We start from the raw sequence: 16,733 nt of genomic DNA, 5'->3' as shown, positions 1-16,733 counted from the left end.
TCCTCGGCCGCGCCTGGGCGTGGCGGGCTTCAGGGGGTGCGGCCGCTGGCGGCGAGGGCGCGAGTGAAGGCGGGTGCGTCGGCGTCCACCGGAGCCGGGGCGGCGAAGCCTTCGTACGCGCGGTACGTCTCGGCGTAGCGCTGGACGACGTCGAGGAGGTAGGTGCCGGTGTCCTCGGGGAGTGTGAAGTCCTGGCCGGTGGCTCGGGCCAGGTCCCAGCCGTGCAGGGCGAGTTCGGCGAGCAGCATGGCGGCGATCTCGCCGGCCGGCATCGTGTCGTCGCCACCGAGGGTGATGTCGCCGTCCCATGCTTCGGGCTTCGCCCAGGCGGCGAGTGCCCGGTCGAGCTGGGCGGCGTACTGCTCGGACCAGTCGGCGTCGGCGGTGAAGTCGCGTGCGACCAGCTCGTCGGGGAGCTGGGTGCGCAAGGCGCGGTGTTCGAGGCCATGCGAGGTGTAGAGGACGAGGTGGTTGGCGAGCTCGCGGACGGTCCAGTCGGTGCAGCCGGAGGGCCCGGCGAGCTGCTCGGGGCTGACGCCACAGGCGACCCGGGCGGCTTCGGCGGCACTGCTTGCGAGGTGTGCGTGGATCTCGTTCATGCCGCCCACGCTAGGGACCCTGCCCGCGTCGGTATTGAACTTTCCCGACACGCCTGCGGCCGGAGCCGGGCGGCCGCTCTCCGGATGGGCGCGGCCGCCGAGGCGGTGTCAGGCGGGGCCGGGGGCGCCGTCCGACTTGGTGGAGATCGGTTCCTGTTCGCGCAGGCCCCAGGGGGAGCCGTACGAGGTGAGCAGGTCGAGGAAGGGGCGCGGAGGGAGGGCTTCGGGGCCCAGGACACCGGGCCCGGACCAGGCGCCGGTGGCGAGGAGCTCGAGGGCCACCACCGGGTTGACGGCGGTCTGCCAGACGACGGCCTGGGAGCCGTACTCGCGCATGGACCACTGGTTGTCGACCACGTGGTAGAGGTACACCTCGCGGGGCAGGCCGTCCTTCGTGCCCTTGACCCAGGTTCCGGCGCAGGTCTTTCCGGTCATCCGGTCTCCGAGCGCCGCCGGGTCCGGCAGACAGGCGGCGACCACGTCGCGGGGCGAGACACGGGCGGGGCTGCCGTCCTCTCCTCGGACGGTGACCGGCGTCGTGGAGTCCAGGCCCAGGGCGTGCAGGGTCTGGAGCTTGCCGATGAAGTCCTGGCCGAGGCCGTACTTGAAGGTGACCCGGCGGGCTTCGACCCAGCGCGGGATCAGGAGGACTTCCTCGTGCTCGACGTTGACGCACTCGACGGGGCCGATGCCCTCGGGGAAGTCGAAGACCTCCGGCTCGCTGAACGGGGCGGTCGTGAACCAGCCGCGCTCTCGCTCGTACACCACGGGAGGGTTCAGGCATTCCTCGATCGTCGTCCAGATGTTGAAGGACGGCGCGAAGTCGTAGCCCTCGACGGACAGGTCGGCGCCGTCGCGGATGCCGATCTCCTCGATGTCGTCGAAGAGTTCGTCGGCCGCATAGCGCGCGAAGACGTCCGAGAGCCCGGGCTCGACACCCATGCCGACGAGCGCGATACGGCCCGACTTCTCCCACTCGGCGGCCCGTTCGAACTGCTCGTCGCCGAGCTTCACCCCGCAGATGCCGTGCGGGTCGTCGGGGTGCGGGCGGGAGAGGGACATGGCCATGTCGAGGTAGTGGCTGCCCGCCGCCAGCGCGGCGTTGAACAGGGGCATCACGAAGCGCGGATCGGTGGCGTTCATCAGGACGTCGCACCCGCGCTCGGTGAGCAGCCGGGTGACCGCCGCCTCGTCGGAGGCGTCGACGCGGCAGGCGCTGAACCTTGTCTCCCCGCTCCCCAGGGCCGCGACCGCGGCCTCGGCCCGGGCCAGGTCGTAGTCGGCGACGACGAAGCCGTCGAAGAAGTCGCGGCGGGCAGCGATCTTGGTGATCGCGCTCCCGACACCGCCGGCGCCCACAAGCAGAACACGCATGGCACAGTCCTTTCTCGGTGAGGCGAGTGCCTCAGGGGGCTGATGGAACCCGGCGTGCCGAGTTAAGGTCAATGATGTTGGCATAAGGCGGCAGACCCGTACGGCGACACGAAAGAGCGTGGCGATGGCGAAGGAAGTGGTTCCTGAGGAGGCCCGCAGACGGCGGCGCCCCACTCGTCAGGGGACAGTGCTCTCCGAGCGGCTCATCGTCGAGACGGCGCTGCGGATGGTGCGCGAGCACGGGAGCGCGGGCCTGTCGGCCCGACGGCTCGGCGCCGCGCTGGGGGCGGACCCCAGCACCCTGTACCGGTACTTCGACGGCATGGACGGGCTCACACTCGCCATCGGCGAGGAGCTGATCGGCCGGGCGCTGGCCGGCTGGGTCGCGACGGGGCAGTGGCGTGCGGACCTGCGCTCACTGGGCCTGCGCATCCACGGCGCCTACCTCGCCCATCCGCAGGCCGCGCTGCTGACCGCGAGCCGGGTGACCGGCCGGCCGCGGGAGATCGCCGCCGACGAGGCGATCCTCGGGAGCCTTCGCGGCGCGGGGTTCGCGGATGTCGACGCGGTACGGATCTATCACGCCTACATCGATCAGTGCCTGGCCTTCGCGGCGCTCGACGCGGGCGCCCTCGCGCTCACGGCGAAGGCGCGCGAGGCGGACGAGGAGATGTGGGAGTCGACGTACGCCCGACTGCCGGCCGACGCGTACCCGCACATCGCGGCGACCGCCGGGCTGCTGGCCGAGCGCATGCCTCACAGCGCGTACCCGGTCGCGCTGGACATGCTGCTGGAGAGCGCCGAACGGCAGCTGGGAGCCGGTGGCGCCGCCGGCTGAGCGGGCGGAGTCGTCGCGGACATCCTTGATCTCGTATGTGGCGCGGGGGTTTCCTCTTCCGTAGTCATGCCCCGTTCACCGCGCTCCGGTGCGTGGCCAGGTCGAAGGCCCCCGCACCCTTCGGCCGTAGCGTTTCTGCGTCCCCCGGACAGCGTCGCGGCCTGGGGGGAAGGCCGCCTGATCCGCACACGGACGGTCGGCACGGAGGACTTCGGCGCGGCGGGCTTCGGTGCGCCCGCCGCCCGCTGTCCCGGAGGGACCGAGGACTCCCGTCCTGCTAAGGGAGCGGCGAGATCCACGATCGACGGGCCCGAGCCAGAGCCCGGGCCCGTGCCCGACCGGTCTGTTGTTTCGCGAAGTTCACAGGCTGTGCGGATGCTGCTGGGTCTCTGCATCCGGTGTCTGGGGGTTGGGGCTGCGGAAGCGGCTGAGTGTCTTGGTGAGGGTCTTCCACGGTGAGGGGTCGTCCTTGGCCGTTGCCGGTGTTGCTGTCCGGGGGGTGCCGTCGCTGCTGTTCGCCTCGGCCAGGGCGTCGAGTGCCGACTCGGCGGCCTCCCGGTACAGGTCGCAGGACGCTGTCATGGCTTGGAGTGCCTTGGCGTACCTGGTGACCATGGCCTGTGCGTGGACGAGTTCTTCGTCGGCGGTGAGCAGGTGCCACCCCTGGCGCAGCCGTGTCAGGGCCTGTTCTGCGTCGGCCGGCAGTGGCTGGCGCAGCGAGGCGAACTCGACGATCTTGTCCAGGAGTTGGGTGGGTTCCGTACCGTCCAGGAAGACATTGCGCACCGTGAAGTGTTCCGCGTCGTAAGCGGGCGTCTGGGGTGCCGGGGACAGGACGACGGCGCCGCCGCGCGGCAGTCCGACACCCAGTTCACGCTTCATCACGAAGTCGGCGATCAGCGCCTGCTCCGGAGTGGCCCGATGTTCGACCACCCGGTGGCGCAGGCTCGGTGGCAGGAACGCCGTGATCGGCCGACGGCCCAGGGCGTCCGGTGTCATCGCCTCGTGCACCACGACATGGATGAACCAGCTCTGCCGAGTGCAGGCCCGCAGCAGGCGGCGCAGCTCGTCGTCGTCCTTGGGCAGGTGGTTCGTGGTGCGCAGGCGTACGTCCTCCACCGTCTCGTGGTCCCATGCGACCTGGTCGCTGTCGGGCCAGAACATGGTGGCCGGTGAGGGCCAGCTCGCCTCCCACGCACGCTCGGCCTCGGCGGCGAGTACCCAGTGGACACCTTCGTTCTTGGCGCGGCGGGACTCGGGATCGTAGGTGGTCAGCTGTGCGCGTACGGTGACGTTGTCGGCCACGCGCCAGCGGGCCTCGAAGAGGCGGCGGGCGGACGGGCCGGGGTCGGCGGACTCGTCCCGGGGGTACAGGTCGGTGGAACGCGCCGCCTCGACGGGGTCGAGGTCCAGGAAGTCGTCGATCACCCGGGCCGCCTTGAGGGCGAGCAGGTTGCGCCGGACGTCCCGTTCGGGCTCGGGCCCGAGGTGACGCCCACGCCCGAGCCAGGCGGTGTCGGGGACGGTGGTCGATGAAGTGCTGTTCTTGTCCATGGAACCGTTCGGTGGGCGATCAGGGCCCGACCAGTATGGTCCGTAGAGCGTGAGAGGGAAGCGGTACCCCGCCCCCGCCCGGGGACCAGAGCCGGGCCCAGGCGTCCCCGGGGCGGCTGCTCGCGAGGGCGACCGACGCGTACGGCGGCGTTGTCACCGCGTACTACGGAGGTACAGACCTCACCTGGATCGATCCGCGACGGGTCCCCTGCTGGTCGAGGTGGCGCGGTCCCGCTGCCCTCCGCGACCCTTTTCGGCCCTGATGGTGATGGTGATGGCGTACGGGGCGGGGACCGGTGTCATCGGCGAGGTGGGTCGTCGGGGCGCCGAACGACGTGGGCCCAGCGGGTGAACGGTATGCCGCCGACAGAGAGCGCCCTGTTGTTGAGCCTGCCCTGGTGTCCGCCCGCACCGTGCCCTTCGGACCGGCGGCGTGGTCTATCCGGCTGTCCGGCTGTCCGGCTGTCCGGCTGTCCGGCTGTCGGGCCCGGTCCCGGGCGGGTGGTGATCGCCAGCGGATTCGGGCGGTGTCGAGAGCATCCCGGAACGAATCAGTTGGCCCCGGGTCCCCGCCCCCGCTCCCGGGCCCAGGCCTGGCGTCGCGGGGGCCCGGTCGGTGCCGGGGCGGTGAAAGCGTGGTCTGCGGGGCGGACGGGACCGGGTAACGTCTTTGTCATGTTCTTCCACAAGCCGATTTACGAGTGAGGGCGTGACGGGCCCCTACGGGTGTCCCTCGACGCCGTCGCCCGTCCCTCACCGATGAATCCGCAGATCACCTCACACCATCACCGGGAGAACCCGTGACTGACAGCAAGAACATCAACAACCCCGTGGGCCAGGGTGGCGGCCAGCGCAAGAAGCTGTCCCGCGCCGAACGGCAGAACAACGGTCCCCACCGCAACCTCGACCGTCAGGGCGCAGCGGACAAGAAGGCAGAGCTGGTGCGCAAGATGCGTGAGAAGACCCGCGCAGAGCAGGATGCCGCGGCGGCGAGCGACGACACCGCACGCAGCTGACGCACCGCGGCCGCAGCACCGCACGAGGCAGGGTCCGGACCGCGACGCGCGGTCCGGACCCTGTCGCCGTACCGGAATCCAGTACCGGAATCCCGCCGTCGCACGGAACTCTGCCGCGGCACCGGAGCCCCATCGTGGTACCGGGCGCGGCCCCGTCCCGCTGAGCTCTGGGCTGCACCCCGCTCTGCCCTCGGGCCCCGTCGAGCTCTGGCCCCCACGCTCGACTCTCGGGCTCCCGGTACCTCGCACGACCACCCGGGGCAGCCGCGAAACCGGCAGCGGACACCCGGCCCCGAACGCGGCCGGGAAGCGATCCGGATCCGTGCCGGTGTGGCGGCGTGGAGCTTCTCCGCACTGGCGCGAACGGAGGCGATGGGCCGCGACCGTCCACGACGGGCTGAGCTCTGACGTCGCCGCAAGCCGTACGGCGCGAGGGCCTGGATACGTACCCTGAGGGCCCGGTCACCGGGGTCGGTGCCGAACTGCCGGACGGCGCCGGTCACCGGCGCGACCGCAGGGGCGGGAGGGCGGCCGGCCGGGGGTGAACCGGCCGAGGACCTCCAGTGGCTCTGGCATCCGCCGGGCCGGTCCAGCCTGACGTGGATGAAGGCTCGTGGTCTTACGCGCACGGTGCTGTTCGGTAGGTTCTCATCAGCTTGTGGGCATGAGCGTCGGGTGCGGAAGGGATGAACGTGGCGGCAGAGCGGCTTGGTGCGCCATGGGTGGACAGCTGGTGCAAGCAGGTTTCTTCAGCACTCGGGCCTCTGATGTCGTCGTTCCTGGAGACCCACGGATTTCCCCCTGGTGAGAACGCTCTGGCGCTCGCGACGGAGGAGAGCCACGAGGCGACGGCCGCGCTCGTGGACCTGATGCCCGTCCCCTCCGACCTGACCACCCTGTACCGGGTGATCAGCGAGGTCTCCTTGCCGGACATCGAGAACGGATACTTCATCCACTCTCCCGCAACGGTCGCCGAGCACGTGCGTGGGTACGGCCCGGTACAGGTGGACGACGGGTCGCCCGGCATCGTGTTCGCCAGTGACGGTGGCGGCCATCTGTTCGCCGTGGCCACCAGCGGGCGAGTCTGGAGGTCGACGACCGCGTCCTGGTTCGATGGCTTCGAGGGAACTGAGGTGTCCATCCAGAAGTTCCTGGAACACATCGGTCAACGGATCGACGATCAGAGCTGACTGACGAGGCTTCCCTTTGGCGGGCTGCGTGTTCGCCCCCGTCGAGCTGCTCCCGAAGCCGTCCGACGGCAGGTCCGGCCTCGAGCAGTTGCACGCTGAGCCGCTGCGTGAGGCCCGGCGGGTATCGGGCAGGGGGTGACCAGGCCACCGGAGCGTTCGGGCGCACACGAGCCATTGCGAAACGCTCGACCACAGCCCAAGCAGGCCGGGTGCCGCAAGCCGTAGCCGTACTCCGGGAGTGCCCTGTCCTGTCGACACCCGATACGAGTCGTGGCGCAGTGGTTCCATGTGCGGCCGCCACGGATCGAGTTGCGGTTCTCGGGGGCTGACCAGGCTCTTTCGGGCGGCCGGCTGGCACCCGAGGCGTGAGCGTGGCGCGGCGCGCGCCCACGGAGTGAACATCGCGGGTGGGGCGCGAACGGGGGTCGCGCGAGCCTCCTCGTGCCACCGGGCGCCGTTGCGGAGCGATCATTCGCGGGCAGGATCGCCGAGGACCGGACCCCGGCGGAAGAGGGCAGACTGTGGCGAGTGAGTTCCAGCGCACCAAGATCGACAATATGTTTCGCGCGTTCGACGCCGACGACAACGGCTATCTCGATCAGCGCGACTTCCAGGCCCTGGCGGAGCGCTGGCGGTGTCTGCCGCGCGTGACACCGGGATCCGAACTGTCGGTACGCGTGGATTCGGTCATGCTGGGCTGGTGGGACCACCTCGCCACCCACGTGGACGCGGACGGCGACGGCAAGGTGGACCTGGACGAGCTCCTCGCCATGGTGGACCGGCTGCCCACGATGCGTGAGGTCGTCGCCGCGACCGCCGAGACGGTCTTCGACGCCATCGACGAGAACGGTGACGGACGCATCTCCCCCTCCGAGCATCAGCAGTTGGTCGACACGTGGCACGGCGAGAGCGTCGAGGTCGGCGACGTCTTCACCCACCTCGATCAGGACGGAGACGGCTACCTCAGCCGCCCGGAATTCACCGAGCTGTGGATCCAGTTCTGGATCAGCGACGATCCGGCCGATCCGGGGAACCAACTGTGCGGACCCGTGCCCATCCGCGACTGACACACCCGCCCGTACGAAGACGCCGCCGGTACGTCCCGTACCGGCCGGCGCCCCCGCGCCCCGTAACTGTTCCGCCGGCACCGCCGCCCGACGGGTCTGGCCTGCGACCGTGGCGGCCGCCATGAGGAAGTCGAGGCAGTCGAGGTGCGTGAGTGAGGCATCGGTACCCGGATGTACCTGTCCCGGCGTCCGGCTTATGTCAGGAGTACGAGATAGCCCGGTTGGACGCCGTCGAACGTTTCGATGGCTGTGCCGGAGGTGATCCAGATGCTGGTGGGTTTCTCCCCGGCAGGGATCTGGAAGACTCCGTGCACCGGCCCCTTGCTGCCGGGGTTGAGGCCGAAAGCCGGCGCCGTCTGTCCTTTGCTGTTCCCGTACTGGTCGTAGTCCGAGGTGTATTCGGAGTCCGTCTGCGACATCGAGTATCGGGTGTCGGCGACGTTGAGGTTCACGCGGTTGTCGGCGTGCCAGGACGCCTCGCTCTCGCCGACGTTGACCGCGTCCATGGTGAGTACACAGAACTGCTTACCGGCTTCGGGTGAGGGGGTGGCGGTGGGTGCGCCGACCGAGTCGGCCGCGTAGGCCGTCACGGCTGGATCGAGCGGCTTGCCGCAGACCACCGTGCGCACGGTGAACTGCCATCGGTGAGGGTCGTCAGCGGTGTCTGAGGCGAGGACCGTGACGGTGAAGGGCTGACCGGGACGTGCCGTCCCGAGGACCTCGGCGCCGGGGGGAGCCCCCGCAGGCGTGCCGGTGTGGGCAGGGGCTGCCGAGCGTGCGGGGCCGCTGTCTCCGGAGGCGTCCGAACAAGCCGTCAGGACCGCGAGAAGAGAAGCTGCCACCGCCACACGACACGCCTCCTGGTGAGCGCTCATGCATCCATGCTGATGGGCCGCACCCTTCTTCGCATGTGGATGGCCGGCGCGAACACGGCCTGCTCCCCGTATGCCCGCGGCGGTAGCCCCATGGCAGAGGGCACCGAGGGCCATTCGTCCACCTGCTCCCCGCCCCAGCGCAGGGATGGTCCCTGGCCTCCGGCCCGACGCCCCTGTCGGACACGCGCAGAGGTCCAGAGAGTCGCCTTCGGATTGTTCACTTCGAACGAGCGAGCTGTCGGGGGAGTGGACGGGCCGTCAGGAGGGTCTGCTCGGGCAGCGGGGTGCTGGTACGGCGAGGGCGGTCTCTCAGGCTTCCCGGGCGGCTCGTCAACCGATGCGGTCGTGCACGAATGCGAGCTGGGACGACGGCTCGTCCCGCCGCCCTGGCGGGCGTCATTCACGCCTCATCAGCCGCAGTTCTCTGAAGCGGGAGCTCAGCCCTCCTTCCGCAAGTCCCCCCGGCCGTCGTCGGTGTACCAGCCGAGTGATGCCTCCTCGACACGGCCGCCTGTGCCGAGCAGGCCGGTTTGTTCGAAGCGGTGTTCAGCCATGAGGCGCGGTAGCTCTCGCCGGGAGAGCAGGTCGACGGCCAGAGGGAAGAAGGGTCGTCCCAGTTGGGCGAGTCGGAGCCATGGCGGGGCGTAGACGGCTGCGGAACGTCGGTCGACCCCGCGGGCGATCCAGGCAGAGACCTGGGCGACCGGATAGACGCGGCGGGCAGGCGCGGGCATGTGCCCACGCAGTTCCCGGAGCACTGTGTGGTGCTCGACATCGCGGATCATGTCGGTGTCGGTCCAGTGGAGGTAGGCGACGCCGACGCCGATGCCCGCGTGCGCCACTTCGGCGCGAAGCGACCGCGCGAAGGCCTCTGCGCCGGCCTTGGACGCACAGTAGGCGCTCATCATCGGGGCCGACCCGAAGGCCGCCGTCGAGGCCACCTGGAGGAAGTATCCACGGGTGGCGCGCAGGCCGGGCAGGAACGAACGCGCGGTGATCGCGCTTCCGATGAGGTTGACTTCGACGACGCGGCGCCAGGTCTGCGGATCGGACGTCTCGAAGGGCCCTCCCTCGGCGACCCCGGCGTTTGCGATGACGACCGACGGAGCGCCCAGATGACGCTGCACGTTCTCGGCGGCGAATCCCATCGCGACATCGTCGGTCACGTCGACCTCGACCACGTGTGCCGGCGTGCGGAGCGTCTCGGCCACCGACTCCAGGGTCGAGGCCTCTCGCCCGAGAAGGGCAACGGACATCCCGCGATCGGAGAGCTGCCGCGCCAGATCGGCGCCCAGACCGCGGGCCGCTCCCGTCACGACCGCGGCACGTCCGTCCAGTTTCCATGAGCCCGTCATGACAACCTCCCTTGAGGACATGCGTGAAGGCGCCCTACTTCGGTGGTGAGGCAAGCTCCGTTCGTCGACCGTCAGCGTCGGTCGTTGTCGCCGCCCGGGTCGCGCTGAGCGAGGTGGTGCTCGTCATGCCCGCGATGCGGTGGTCGCCTGAGGCGTCGAACGAGCTCAGGGCGCTCGCGACGCCCACCCAGCGAAGACGAGCAGGGTGCGACCGCACAGGGCGGCGCCCGCTCGGTACAAGGTGGTGATCCACGGGAGGTTCGGCCTGGAGTTTCACGGTCCTCCCAGAGTGTCGTCCCGGACGGCTTGGTGCACGCCTCACGAGTACTTCTGGTCGCAGGGGGATCCGGATGCACTGCGCTACCCCGCCGGAAGGGCACATTCGCTCCGCTTGACCGTGATCGTCGAGTGAGGGCCGCGCGGCGCTCCTGTTGTTCAGGGGCTGACTGGCGGCATCTCCACGGGCAGCGGTTCCGGGCGCCGGGCGGCGCGGCTGTCGCCGGAGGAACGGCCGCGCAGGCGGCGGAGCAGCCAGGGGCCGAGGAACGCGAGGGCCCAGCGTAGTTCGGCGGCTGCCGCGCGTACCGCGCCGGCGGTCGCGGCCGGGTCGGGCGCCAGCTCCCGGGTCCACGAGTCGTCGCTGCCCGGCAGGGCGAGCGCGTGCGCGAGGGCGGCGGAGATCCGGTCGTGTCCCAGCGGACTCACCGCCGCGATCCTCTCGGCGAGGCGGTCCGCGAAGCCGCGCAGCCCGGTGATGTCGACGCCGTCACCGACCCCCTCCGTCTGGCTGTCGCCCAGCGCGACGTATCGCACGTACTGACCGTTGCTCATGCGCCGTCCGTCTCTCCTGCGGCACCAGCGTGCCGTATCCGGAAGTGCATCCTGTTCAAGAAAGTGTCTAGTCATGTCGATGAGTACGTTGAGGCTGGTGTACGCAGGCTGGAGCCTCGCAGCTGCGCCGGGTTCGCGGCTTCCACTCGGCCGGGGCCTTCCTGTGGACGGCAGCCGCGGCATGGGCCGGATGGGCCCATCCCGGAAGTCTGCAGATGTGGGTCTCCCTGCTCCTCTTGGTGGTTCTCGCAGGCCTCATCGCCACGGCCTCCGTCGGGCTGCGGCGCTGCCAGGCCGCCCCGGGCCATGGGCCCGCGCATCATGCCGCCCCTGGCCGCGCACGCACACCTCACCCAGCCTTGGGTCATGCACGCACGCATCACGCCGCCCCGTGACGAGTACCCGCTCCACGCCGCATGAGATCGGGAACACGATGCACCCACACTTCCCTGCGGCCCGCTGCCATGCCAGAAGCCTTTCGGAGCCAAGTCATCACGGAGGATGAGGGAAGCAGAACGACGCTCGCCCTCCGTCCCACGCGAGGAGCCCCCATGACCACCTTCGTCATCACCGTTCCCGGCACGTTCACCTCGGGCATCACCGACTCGGAGCGCGCCGCCCTCGAACGGAAGCTGGCCCCCCAGCACACAGATGTGAGCGAGAGCGAAGGAGTGAACCTGCTGACGCTGAACGAGGACGGCACGTTCGCCATCCGGCTGGAGGTCGAGGCCGCCGACCGTCACGGGGCCAAACTGGACGCGACGAGGCTCGTTTCGGCCGCACTGCGGGAGGCGGGAATCGCGGAAGCAGACGCCCCGCTCGCGCCGCCAGCCGTCACCGGCATCGACAGTGATCTCTGACGTGCCGTCGAGCGGTCGTCTCGGCTTGCGAGGGTGATGCGAGGCCATGGGGAACGCTGACGATCGCCGACGGCGGCTACCCTGACCGTTCACCCCGATGGCAGGTGGCACCTCCGGTCCCCGTGACCGGCCGGGCTCATGATCGTTACCCCCGCAGTGGCAGCTCCGAGGGCAGTTGTTCGACCGCTCTCCCGCGCCGTGAATGGGTGTCCGACGTCAGGTCGTCACGGGGAGGAATGACGCGTGGGTGGCTGGATCAGTGTCGGTCTCGGGGCTGCGGCGGCGCTGTGCCCGCTGCCGTACCACGGAGACGTGGCCGTCGTCATGGACCACTCGCCCGCCCACGGTCACCTGGTGGTGTGTGCCCCGGACGTATGGGTCGACATGGGCTACGGCGCCGAGGTGACGGAAGCCCCGCGCGCCACGTGCGCTCCGACGGCCCTGGCGCCCACGGCGCCGCCTCCTTTGTCACGGCCGTCACCACCGCCTGCTCCGTCACCCACGCCGCCTTCCTTGTCGCGGCCGTCACCACCGCCTCCGCCCCTGTCGGTCCCCGAGTCGGCGCCGCCGAGGCCGCCCGCGCCCTCGCCACCGAGAGTCGCTCCGGAATCCGCCGCCCCGGCACAGGGCCCAGAGTGGGCACCACCAGCGCCTCCGGTGCCGAGCATCACCACCCCCGCTGCGGCGCAAGTGCCCAAGGGGTACCGGTGGGAGCCGCGCTCGCACTACACGGGGGGTCCGTCCCGTCCCGCTCCGGCCAGGCTCTCGATGACCATGTCCACGGTCGTGATCACCCTGCCGGCTGTTCTGGCCGCGGCCGCCCTGCGGCCGGGGTCCCGTCGCCGCGTTCACGGCTGACCATCTGCCTCTCGTCCGGCCGCCGGGCCCCTGACCGGCCCGCCGCGTCCGCCCCGTACCTCATACACATCGCCTCGCTCGTCCTGGAGTTCTGCAATGCCGGAATGGCTCGTCTACACCCTGGCCTCGGTCCTGGTCTGCGTTCTCGTTGTCACGGCGACCGTCCTGCGGCACCGCCGCGTGGCCGTCGACGAAGACACCTCCGAGACACCGGACGTGCTGGAGTACATGGTCATGATGGTCGGCGTCGTCTACGCCATCGTGCTCGGACTGGCGATCGCCGGCGTGTGGGAGGCCCGTACCGCGGCCGAGGACACCGTCCAGCGCGAGGCTCAGGCCCTGTACGAGATCGATCAGCGCCTGGACGTCTACCCTGCCGCCTTCCGGACACAGATCAAGGAGCACATCGACGCCTACGCCCGGCACGCGGTCACCGCCGAATGGCCCGCGCTGAAGGACGACCTGCCCGTCGACGGCACAGGCGCCGAACTGCTGGGCCGCATCCGGAGCGACATCGCTCATCGCACCCCGGCGGACGAGCTCCAGGCCCAGGCCTACCAGCCGCTCCTGGACCAGGTGGCGGCGGCGGACGACGCCCGTCACCAGCGCCTGGGCACTTCCGGCACCACCCTGCCCGCAGCTCTCTGGTTCGGCCTCCTCGCCGGTGCCCTGGTCACCCTCGGCCTGCTCTACACCCTGCAGATCCGCCGGTCCGCGCGCGAACTGCTGCTGGCCACCACCTTCAGTGCCCTGGTGGTCTTCCTGCTCTTCCTCGTCTGGAGCTTCGACGCGCCCCTCGGCCACTCCGGAACGGACTCCGCCCAGCCTCTGAGTGACCTCCTCACCGCCGCGGTCTGACCAGGGGGCACGAAGGAACACGGCGCTGCACGTTCTGAAGCCGTGCCCCAACACACGTCCACCTGATCTGCGATGGCTCCTCCTACGCCGTCGTGCTCATCGACTGCGGCCCGTGTGAGCTGAGCGTGGTCAAGGCCCGGGCGCGGCTTCCAGGATCGGGTGTGCCAACTGCCGACGTACAACGAAACCATGACGTGAACCGAGGCCGCCGACATTCCCCTGTACCGGCGTCGCTGGGACTTCGACCTGCCCACCAGCCTCCGGGACGACCTGACCGGCGCGGCGCCCGCAGTGGCCGAGTACGCACGGATGCTCGACGCCTCCTCCTGGTTCGAGTTCGCCGATCCCGCGGCACCGGAGCGAATCCAGCCAGGCGACCTTCGCCCGGATTGGACCAAGCGCGGTTCTCTGCGCGGCTACACCGATGACCGCCACACCTTCGGCCGCTACTTCTCCCCTCTCGACCCCAACCGCCCCACGAGCGTCGAGGCGCTGTACGCACAGAACGACGTCGTCCTCTACGACCGTGCCGAGGACTGCTCGAAGATCTCATCAGCGCGGAGATCGGCACGGACACCCGTGCCTGGGTCACCGCACGACCCCGCCTGCTGGGCTGGCCCACCTGGCACGGCGACACCGACCGGCCCGCGGCCGCAGCTGCCCCATCCCGGTAGTAGCGGCCGACGTCGGTCCAGGGACGTCTCGCGCTCGCCCGCTCGCCGATGGGCCGGCCGAACCGGATCCGCTCCTGGGCGCAGGCGACCGTGAGCTCCAGACAGCGCCCGGCCTTGTCACCGAAGGTGTGGAAGAACGGGTTGACGAGCAGGGAGCGGTCGCTGCGCCGGAAGGTCACCGTACGGGCCCAGGCGTCGTACACGCGCAGGTTCTGTCCGTGGGGCGTGAACGTTGAGCGGCTGCGTGCTCTAGAGAAGTTCCTCCGCCAGCAGGTCCATCAGGAGTCCGTCGTGCCAGCTGCCGTCGGCGCCGCGTTCGTACTGCCGCATGACGCCCACCGGCCGGAAGCCGACCTTCGTGTAGCAGCGGATCGCGGGGGCGTTGTCGGCGGACGGGTCGATGACCAGCCGGTGGAATCCCAGGTCGTGGACGAGGTGGTGGGCGAGAGTGCGTACGGCGTCGGTGCCGAGCCCGCGCCCGTGCACGGACGGGTCGAGGAACAGGTCGATGCCCGCGTGCCGGTAGTCGGGGTCCTCCTCCGCGTACCACTGGATCATGCCGACGATCCGGCCCTCGCTGCGGACCGTCAGGCAGTGGGTGTCCGGGGCGGCGAGGTCATCCGTGATCTCGGACGCCAGGTCGGGCCCGCCGCGCCAGCGTGCGAGCACCTCCGGCGTGGCCCGGATGGCGGCCAGTGCGGGTACGTCGTCGGGCCCGGCAGGGGTCAGTTCCAGGGCCTCGCCCCGCAGTACGACGGTCATGCCCCGGAAGCGTAGGCCACCGCGTTGGCAGGCAGCCCCCATTTCCCACACGGATTTCTGGACCGGGCCCCGACCGCACGTCTCCGCGGAGAAGAGCCACGAACCGGTATCGGCAGCCCCGCCGATCCATTGCTTCTCACACCCCTGGATGGCTGATCAGCCGGTCGTCCTCCGTCGCCGCCAGCAGGCGTCCCGCGTGCACCGCGAGGGCCCGTGCAGGTGGGAAGGGGAGCGGGGGCGTGGACGGTGAGAACGGGACGTCGGTGAGGACGGGGGGACGGGTGAGGAGGCCGTCGGGTGTCACGGCATGGAGGCGGGCGCCGAGGACGGCCAGCGCGGACGCCTTGCCTGCCGGTCCCAGGCGTCGCCACGGGGCGTCGAAGTCGCCGGCCGGACGCTGGTGCAGGGTGTCGTCGTCCGGTGTCACCGCGAACAGGCTGTTGTCGCACACCGCCAAGGCCGTCGTCCCTGCAGGGACCCGCCCCGCCGGGAGCCACGCAGCAGGCCCGGGCACGGGCGCCCGGTGCACCAGCCGGTCGTCGCCGGTGACCGCCAGCAGCGCCAGTGGCAGCGGGTGGGATGCCTCGCGCGGCGCGGTCAGGCAGCGCAGCTCGGGCTGCGGGGCGCCGTCGGCGGGCGGGCACGGTGTCCACGGGAGGTTCTGTTCGGACGGTTCGCGGTGGAGCAGCGTCCGGCCGTCCTCGGCCACGGCGAAGAGCAGCCCTTCGCAGGCGGCGAGCGCCCGCAGGCGGGGCGCCGCGCCCACGGTGTGCCAGCGGGGAGACGGAGCGGCGGCGGAGAGCCGGTCGAGCACGTTGCGGGTGACTCGGTCGACCGCCGGATCGTGCAGTGCACGGCCCCAGTTGATGGTCGCGGCGTTGAAGACGGTGCCCGCGCCCGCGCGGAACACCCCCATGGTCGCCCAGCCGCCCTGCCCGTACGTCCGCCAGTGCCGCAGGTCGGCGGTCGCGAGGACGGCGAACGACCGGGGCGTCCCGTCCCGGCCCGTCGCCCGCGGCACCCCGGCCGACCAGTCCAGCTCCGCGGCGTCCGTCTCGTATCCCAGGGCTCCGCGCGCGAAGGCGTCCCCGTCGCGCAGCCCGGTGCCCTCGAAGACCCAGTGGCCGGCGAAGCGCACCGTGTACGCCTCGCGGCCGATCAGTGCCATGCCCTCGCCCCACGCCCCGGCGCCCTGCCGGAAGCTGACGCCCGTCATCGTGTTCTCCGGCCGGTCGACCGGGGAGCTCGACCACTCCACCGTCGCCCGCGCCGGGTCCGCGGCGGCGACCGGGTCCGCGGCGGCGTCACGGTGGCAGACCATCGTGCGACCCCCGTCCTCCAGCCGGATCTGCCACCAGGCGGTGTTGCCCGCGAACACGGCGAGGTTCCCGCCGTGCCGTACGAAGCTCTCGACGGAGTCGCGCATCTCCGCCGTCCAGTACTCGTCGTGCCCGTTCACCACCAGGAGGCGGTACGGCGCGAGGAGGCCGGCGCCGTCGTGCAGGTCGAAGCCGGAGCAGTACTCGACGGGGCGCCCCGTCCGGTGCAGCCAGCGCAGCAGCGGCTCCTCCCACCGCTCCGGCGGCGGCCCGCCGCCCGGCGCCGCGAGGGACACCCGCGCCGCGCGGGAGGGCTGCTCCGCGTAGTACAGACTCCGGCCTGGCTCGCCGGCCCGGTGGTAGGCACGCCACGTGGCGAAGGGGACGGAGACGAGCACGGAGGAGGTGCTGCCCGGCCGCGCCGCCCGCACGACGAACCACACTTCGTGCTCGGCGTCCCGCTCCGGCGCGGGCGTCTCGGGGCGGGCATCGTGGAAGGAGGCGCGGTACAGGGAACTCGGCCACGTCCCCGGCACGTCGAGGGTCCAGCCGACCTCGGCGAGATCGGCCTCCGCCACGACCCGCTCCGCCACCACGTCCGTGACGACCACCCGGCCCCTGAACGGGCCCCCGTCGCCCGCCGCCAGGTGGAACCGCATCCGCCCGCCCTGCACGCAGGAGGTCGTGTCGGCGTGGGCGAGCG

14 protein-coding genes are annotated in these 16,733 nt (G+C 71.0%); 6 read left to right on the top strand and 8 right to left on the bottom strand.

Features of this window, described 5'->3' with window-relative positions; genetic code table 11:
* Nucleotides 1-29: 29 nt before the first annotated feature.
* Nucleotides 30-599 carry a TIGR03086 family metal-binding protein gene (locus ACZ4XX_RS21555; RefSeq protein WP_468509463.1) on the bottom strand — a complete coding sequence of 190 codons (570 nt, stop codon included), beginning with the start codon at nt 597-599 and terminating at the stop codon, nt 30-32.
* Nucleotides 600-707: 108 nt separating this feature from the next.
* The gene (locus ACZ4XX_RS21550; RefSeq protein WP_468509462.1) at nt 708-1,973 is read right to left on the bottom strand and encodes a saccharopine dehydrogenase family protein; all 1,266 of its coding nucleotides are present in this window, start codon (nt 1,971-1,973) and stop codon (nt 708-710) included.
* A 124-nt stretch (nt 1,974-2,097) separates the two neighbouring features.
* On the opposite strand from ACZ4XX_RS21550, the gene ACZ4XX_RS21545 reads away from it, so the two are divergent.
* On the top strand, nt 2,098-2,811 hold the full coding sequence (locus ACZ4XX_RS21545) for a TetR/AcrR family transcriptional regulator (RefSeq protein WP_468509461.1): 714 nt from the start codon (nt 2,098-2,100) through the stop codon (nt 2,809-2,811).
* 360 nt (nt 2,812-3,171) lie between these two features.
* On the opposite strand, the gene ACZ4XX_RS21540 is transcribed toward ACZ4XX_RS21545, so the two are convergent.
* A complete protein-coding gene (locus ACZ4XX_RS21540) occupies nt 3,172-4,365 on the bottom strand; it encodes a hypothetical protein (protein WP_468509460.1) in 1,194 nt (397 codons plus the stop codon).
* An 800-nt stretch (nt 4,366-5,165) separates the two neighbouring features.
* Here ACZ4XX_RS21540 and ACZ4XX_RS21535 point away from each other — a divergent pair.
* The 3 genes from ACZ4XX_RS21535 to ACZ4XX_RS21525 all read left to right on the top strand — a co-directional run bounded on the left by ACZ4XX_RS21535 (nt 5,166) and on the right by ACZ4XX_RS21525 (nt 7,638).
* Complete coding sequence (locus ACZ4XX_RS21535; RefSeq protein ID WP_468509459.1) at nt 5,166-5,381, top strand: DUF6243 family protein; 216 nt, start codon at nt 5,166-5,168, stop codon at nt 5,379-5,381.
* A gap of 686 nt (nt 5,382-6,067) precedes the next feature.
* The gene (locus tag ACZ4XX_RS21530; protein WP_468509458.1) at nt 6,068-6,571 is read left to right on the top strand and encodes a hypothetical protein; all 504 of its coding nucleotides are present in this window, start codon (nt 6,068-6,070) and stop codon (nt 6,569-6,571) included.
* Between the two features lie 521 nt (nt 6,572-7,092).
* Nucleotides 7,093-7,638: an EF-hand domain-containing protein gene (locus ACZ4XX_RS21525; RefSeq protein ID WP_468509457.1), complete on the top strand. Its 546-nt coding sequence runs from the start codon at nt 7,093-7,095 to the stop codon at nt 7,636-7,638.
* A gap of 194 nt (nt 7,639-7,832) precedes the next feature.
* On the opposite strand, the gene ACZ4XX_RS21520 is transcribed toward ACZ4XX_RS21525, so the two are convergent.
* The 3 genes from ACZ4XX_RS21520 to ACZ4XX_RS21510 form a co-directional block, all read right to left on the bottom strand.
* On the bottom strand, nt 7,833-8,480 hold the full coding sequence (locus ACZ4XX_RS21520; RefSeq protein WP_468509456.1) for a hypothetical protein: 648 nt from the start codon (nt 8,478-8,480) through the stop codon (nt 7,833-7,835).
* Between the two features lie 470 nt (nt 8,481-8,950).
* Nucleotides 8,951-9,868: an SDR family oxidoreductase gene (locus ACZ4XX_RS21515; protein ID WP_468509455.1), complete on the bottom strand. Its 918-nt coding sequence runs from the start codon at nt 9,866-9,868 to the stop codon at nt 8,951-8,953.
* A gap of 435 nt (nt 9,869-10,303) precedes the next feature.
* Nucleotides 10,304-10,699, bottom strand: a complete 396-nt coding sequence (locus tag ACZ4XX_RS21510) for a hypothetical protein (protein WP_468509454.1) — start codon at nt 10,697-10,699, stop codon at nt 10,304-10,306.
* A 551-nt stretch (nt 10,700-11,250) separates the two neighbouring features.
* Between ACZ4XX_RS21510 and ACZ4XX_RS21505 the strand changes: the two genes are divergently transcribed.
* Both ACZ4XX_RS21505 and ACZ4XX_RS21500 read left to right on the top strand, forming a co-directional pair.
* Nucleotides 11,251-11,559, top strand: coding sequence for a hypothetical protein (locus tag ACZ4XX_RS21505; RefSeq protein WP_468509453.1), 309 nt, complete (start codon nt 11,251-11,253; stop codon nt 11,557-11,559).
* Nucleotides 11,560-12,513: 954 nt separating this feature from the next.
* Complete coding sequence (locus tag ACZ4XX_RS21500; RefSeq protein WP_468509452.1) at nt 12,514-13,275, top strand: bestrophin-like domain; 762 nt, start codon at nt 12,514-12,516, stop codon at nt 13,273-13,275.
* Nucleotides 13,276-14,198: 923 nt separating this feature from the next.
* Here ACZ4XX_RS21500 and ACZ4XX_RS21495 read toward each other — a convergent pair.
* Together ACZ4XX_RS21495 and ACZ4XX_RS21490 are read right to left on the bottom strand one after the other, a co-directional pair.
* Entirely contained in the window at nt 14,199-14,711 is a 513-nt protein-coding gene (locus ACZ4XX_RS21495) for a GNAT family N-acetyltransferase (RefSeq protein ID WP_468509451.1), read from the bottom strand.
* 136 nt (nt 14,712-14,847) lie between these two features.
* Complete coding sequence (locus tag ACZ4XX_RS21490; protein ID WP_468509500.1) at nt 14,848-16,689, bottom strand: N,N-dimethylformamidase beta subunit family domain-containing protein; 1,842 nt, start codon at nt 16,687-16,689, stop codon at nt 14,848-14,850.
* Nucleotides 16,690-16,733 lie beyond the last annotated feature (44 nt).

Source organism: Streptomyces sp. NPDC029956 (assembly GCF_055574655.1).
The sequence above is the reverse complement of the archived record's forward strand: the minus strand, read 5'-3'. Positions and strand labels throughout refer to the sequence as shown.

Bases quoted from the DNA above. Each gene is read 5' to 3' on its own strand.
- ACZ4XX_RS21555 (WP_468509463.1), bottom strand. From the start codon at position 599: ATGAACGAGATCCACGCACACCTCGCAAGCAGTGCCGCCGAAGCCGCC.
- ACZ4XX_RS21550 (WP_468509462.1), bottom strand. From the start codon at position 1,973: ATGCGTGTTCTGCTTGTGGGCGCCGGCGGTGTCGGGAGCGCGATCACC.
- ACZ4XX_RS21545 (WP_468509461.1), top strand. From the start codon at position 2,098: ATGGCGAAGGAAGTGGTTCCTGAGGAGGCCCGCAGACGGCGGCGCCCC.
- ACZ4XX_RS21540 (WP_468509460.1), bottom strand. From the start codon at position 4,365: ATGGACAAGAACAGCACTTCATCGACCACCGTCCCCGACACCGCCTGG.
- ACZ4XX_RS21530 (WP_468509458.1), top strand. From the start codon at position 6,068: ATGAACGTGGCGGCAGAGCGGCTTGGTGCGCCATGGGTGGACAGCTGG.
- ACZ4XX_RS21515 (WP_468509455.1), bottom strand. From the start codon at position 9,868: ATGACGGGCTCATGGAAACTGGACGGACGTGCCGCGGTCGTGACGGGA.
- ACZ4XX_RS21510 (WP_468509454.1), bottom strand. From the start codon at position 10,699: ATGAGCAACGGTCAGTACGTGCGATACGTCGCGCTGGGCGACAGCCAG.
- ACZ4XX_RS21505 (WP_468509453.1), top strand. From the start codon at position 11,251: ATGACCACCTTCGTCATCACCGTTCCCGGCACGTTCACCTCGGGCATC.
- ACZ4XX_RS21500 (WP_468509452.1), top strand. From the start codon at position 12,514: ATGCCGGAATGGCTCGTCTACACCCTGGCCTCGGTCCTGGTCTGCGTT.
- ACZ4XX_RS21495 (WP_468509451.1), bottom strand. From the start codon at position 14,711: ATGACCGTCGTACTGCGGGGCGAGGCCCTGGAACTGACCCCTGCCGGG.
- ACZ4XX_RS21490 (WP_468509500.1), bottom strand. From the start codon at position 16,689: ATGCGGTTCCACCTGGCGGCGGGCGACGGGGGCCCGTTCAGGGGCCGG.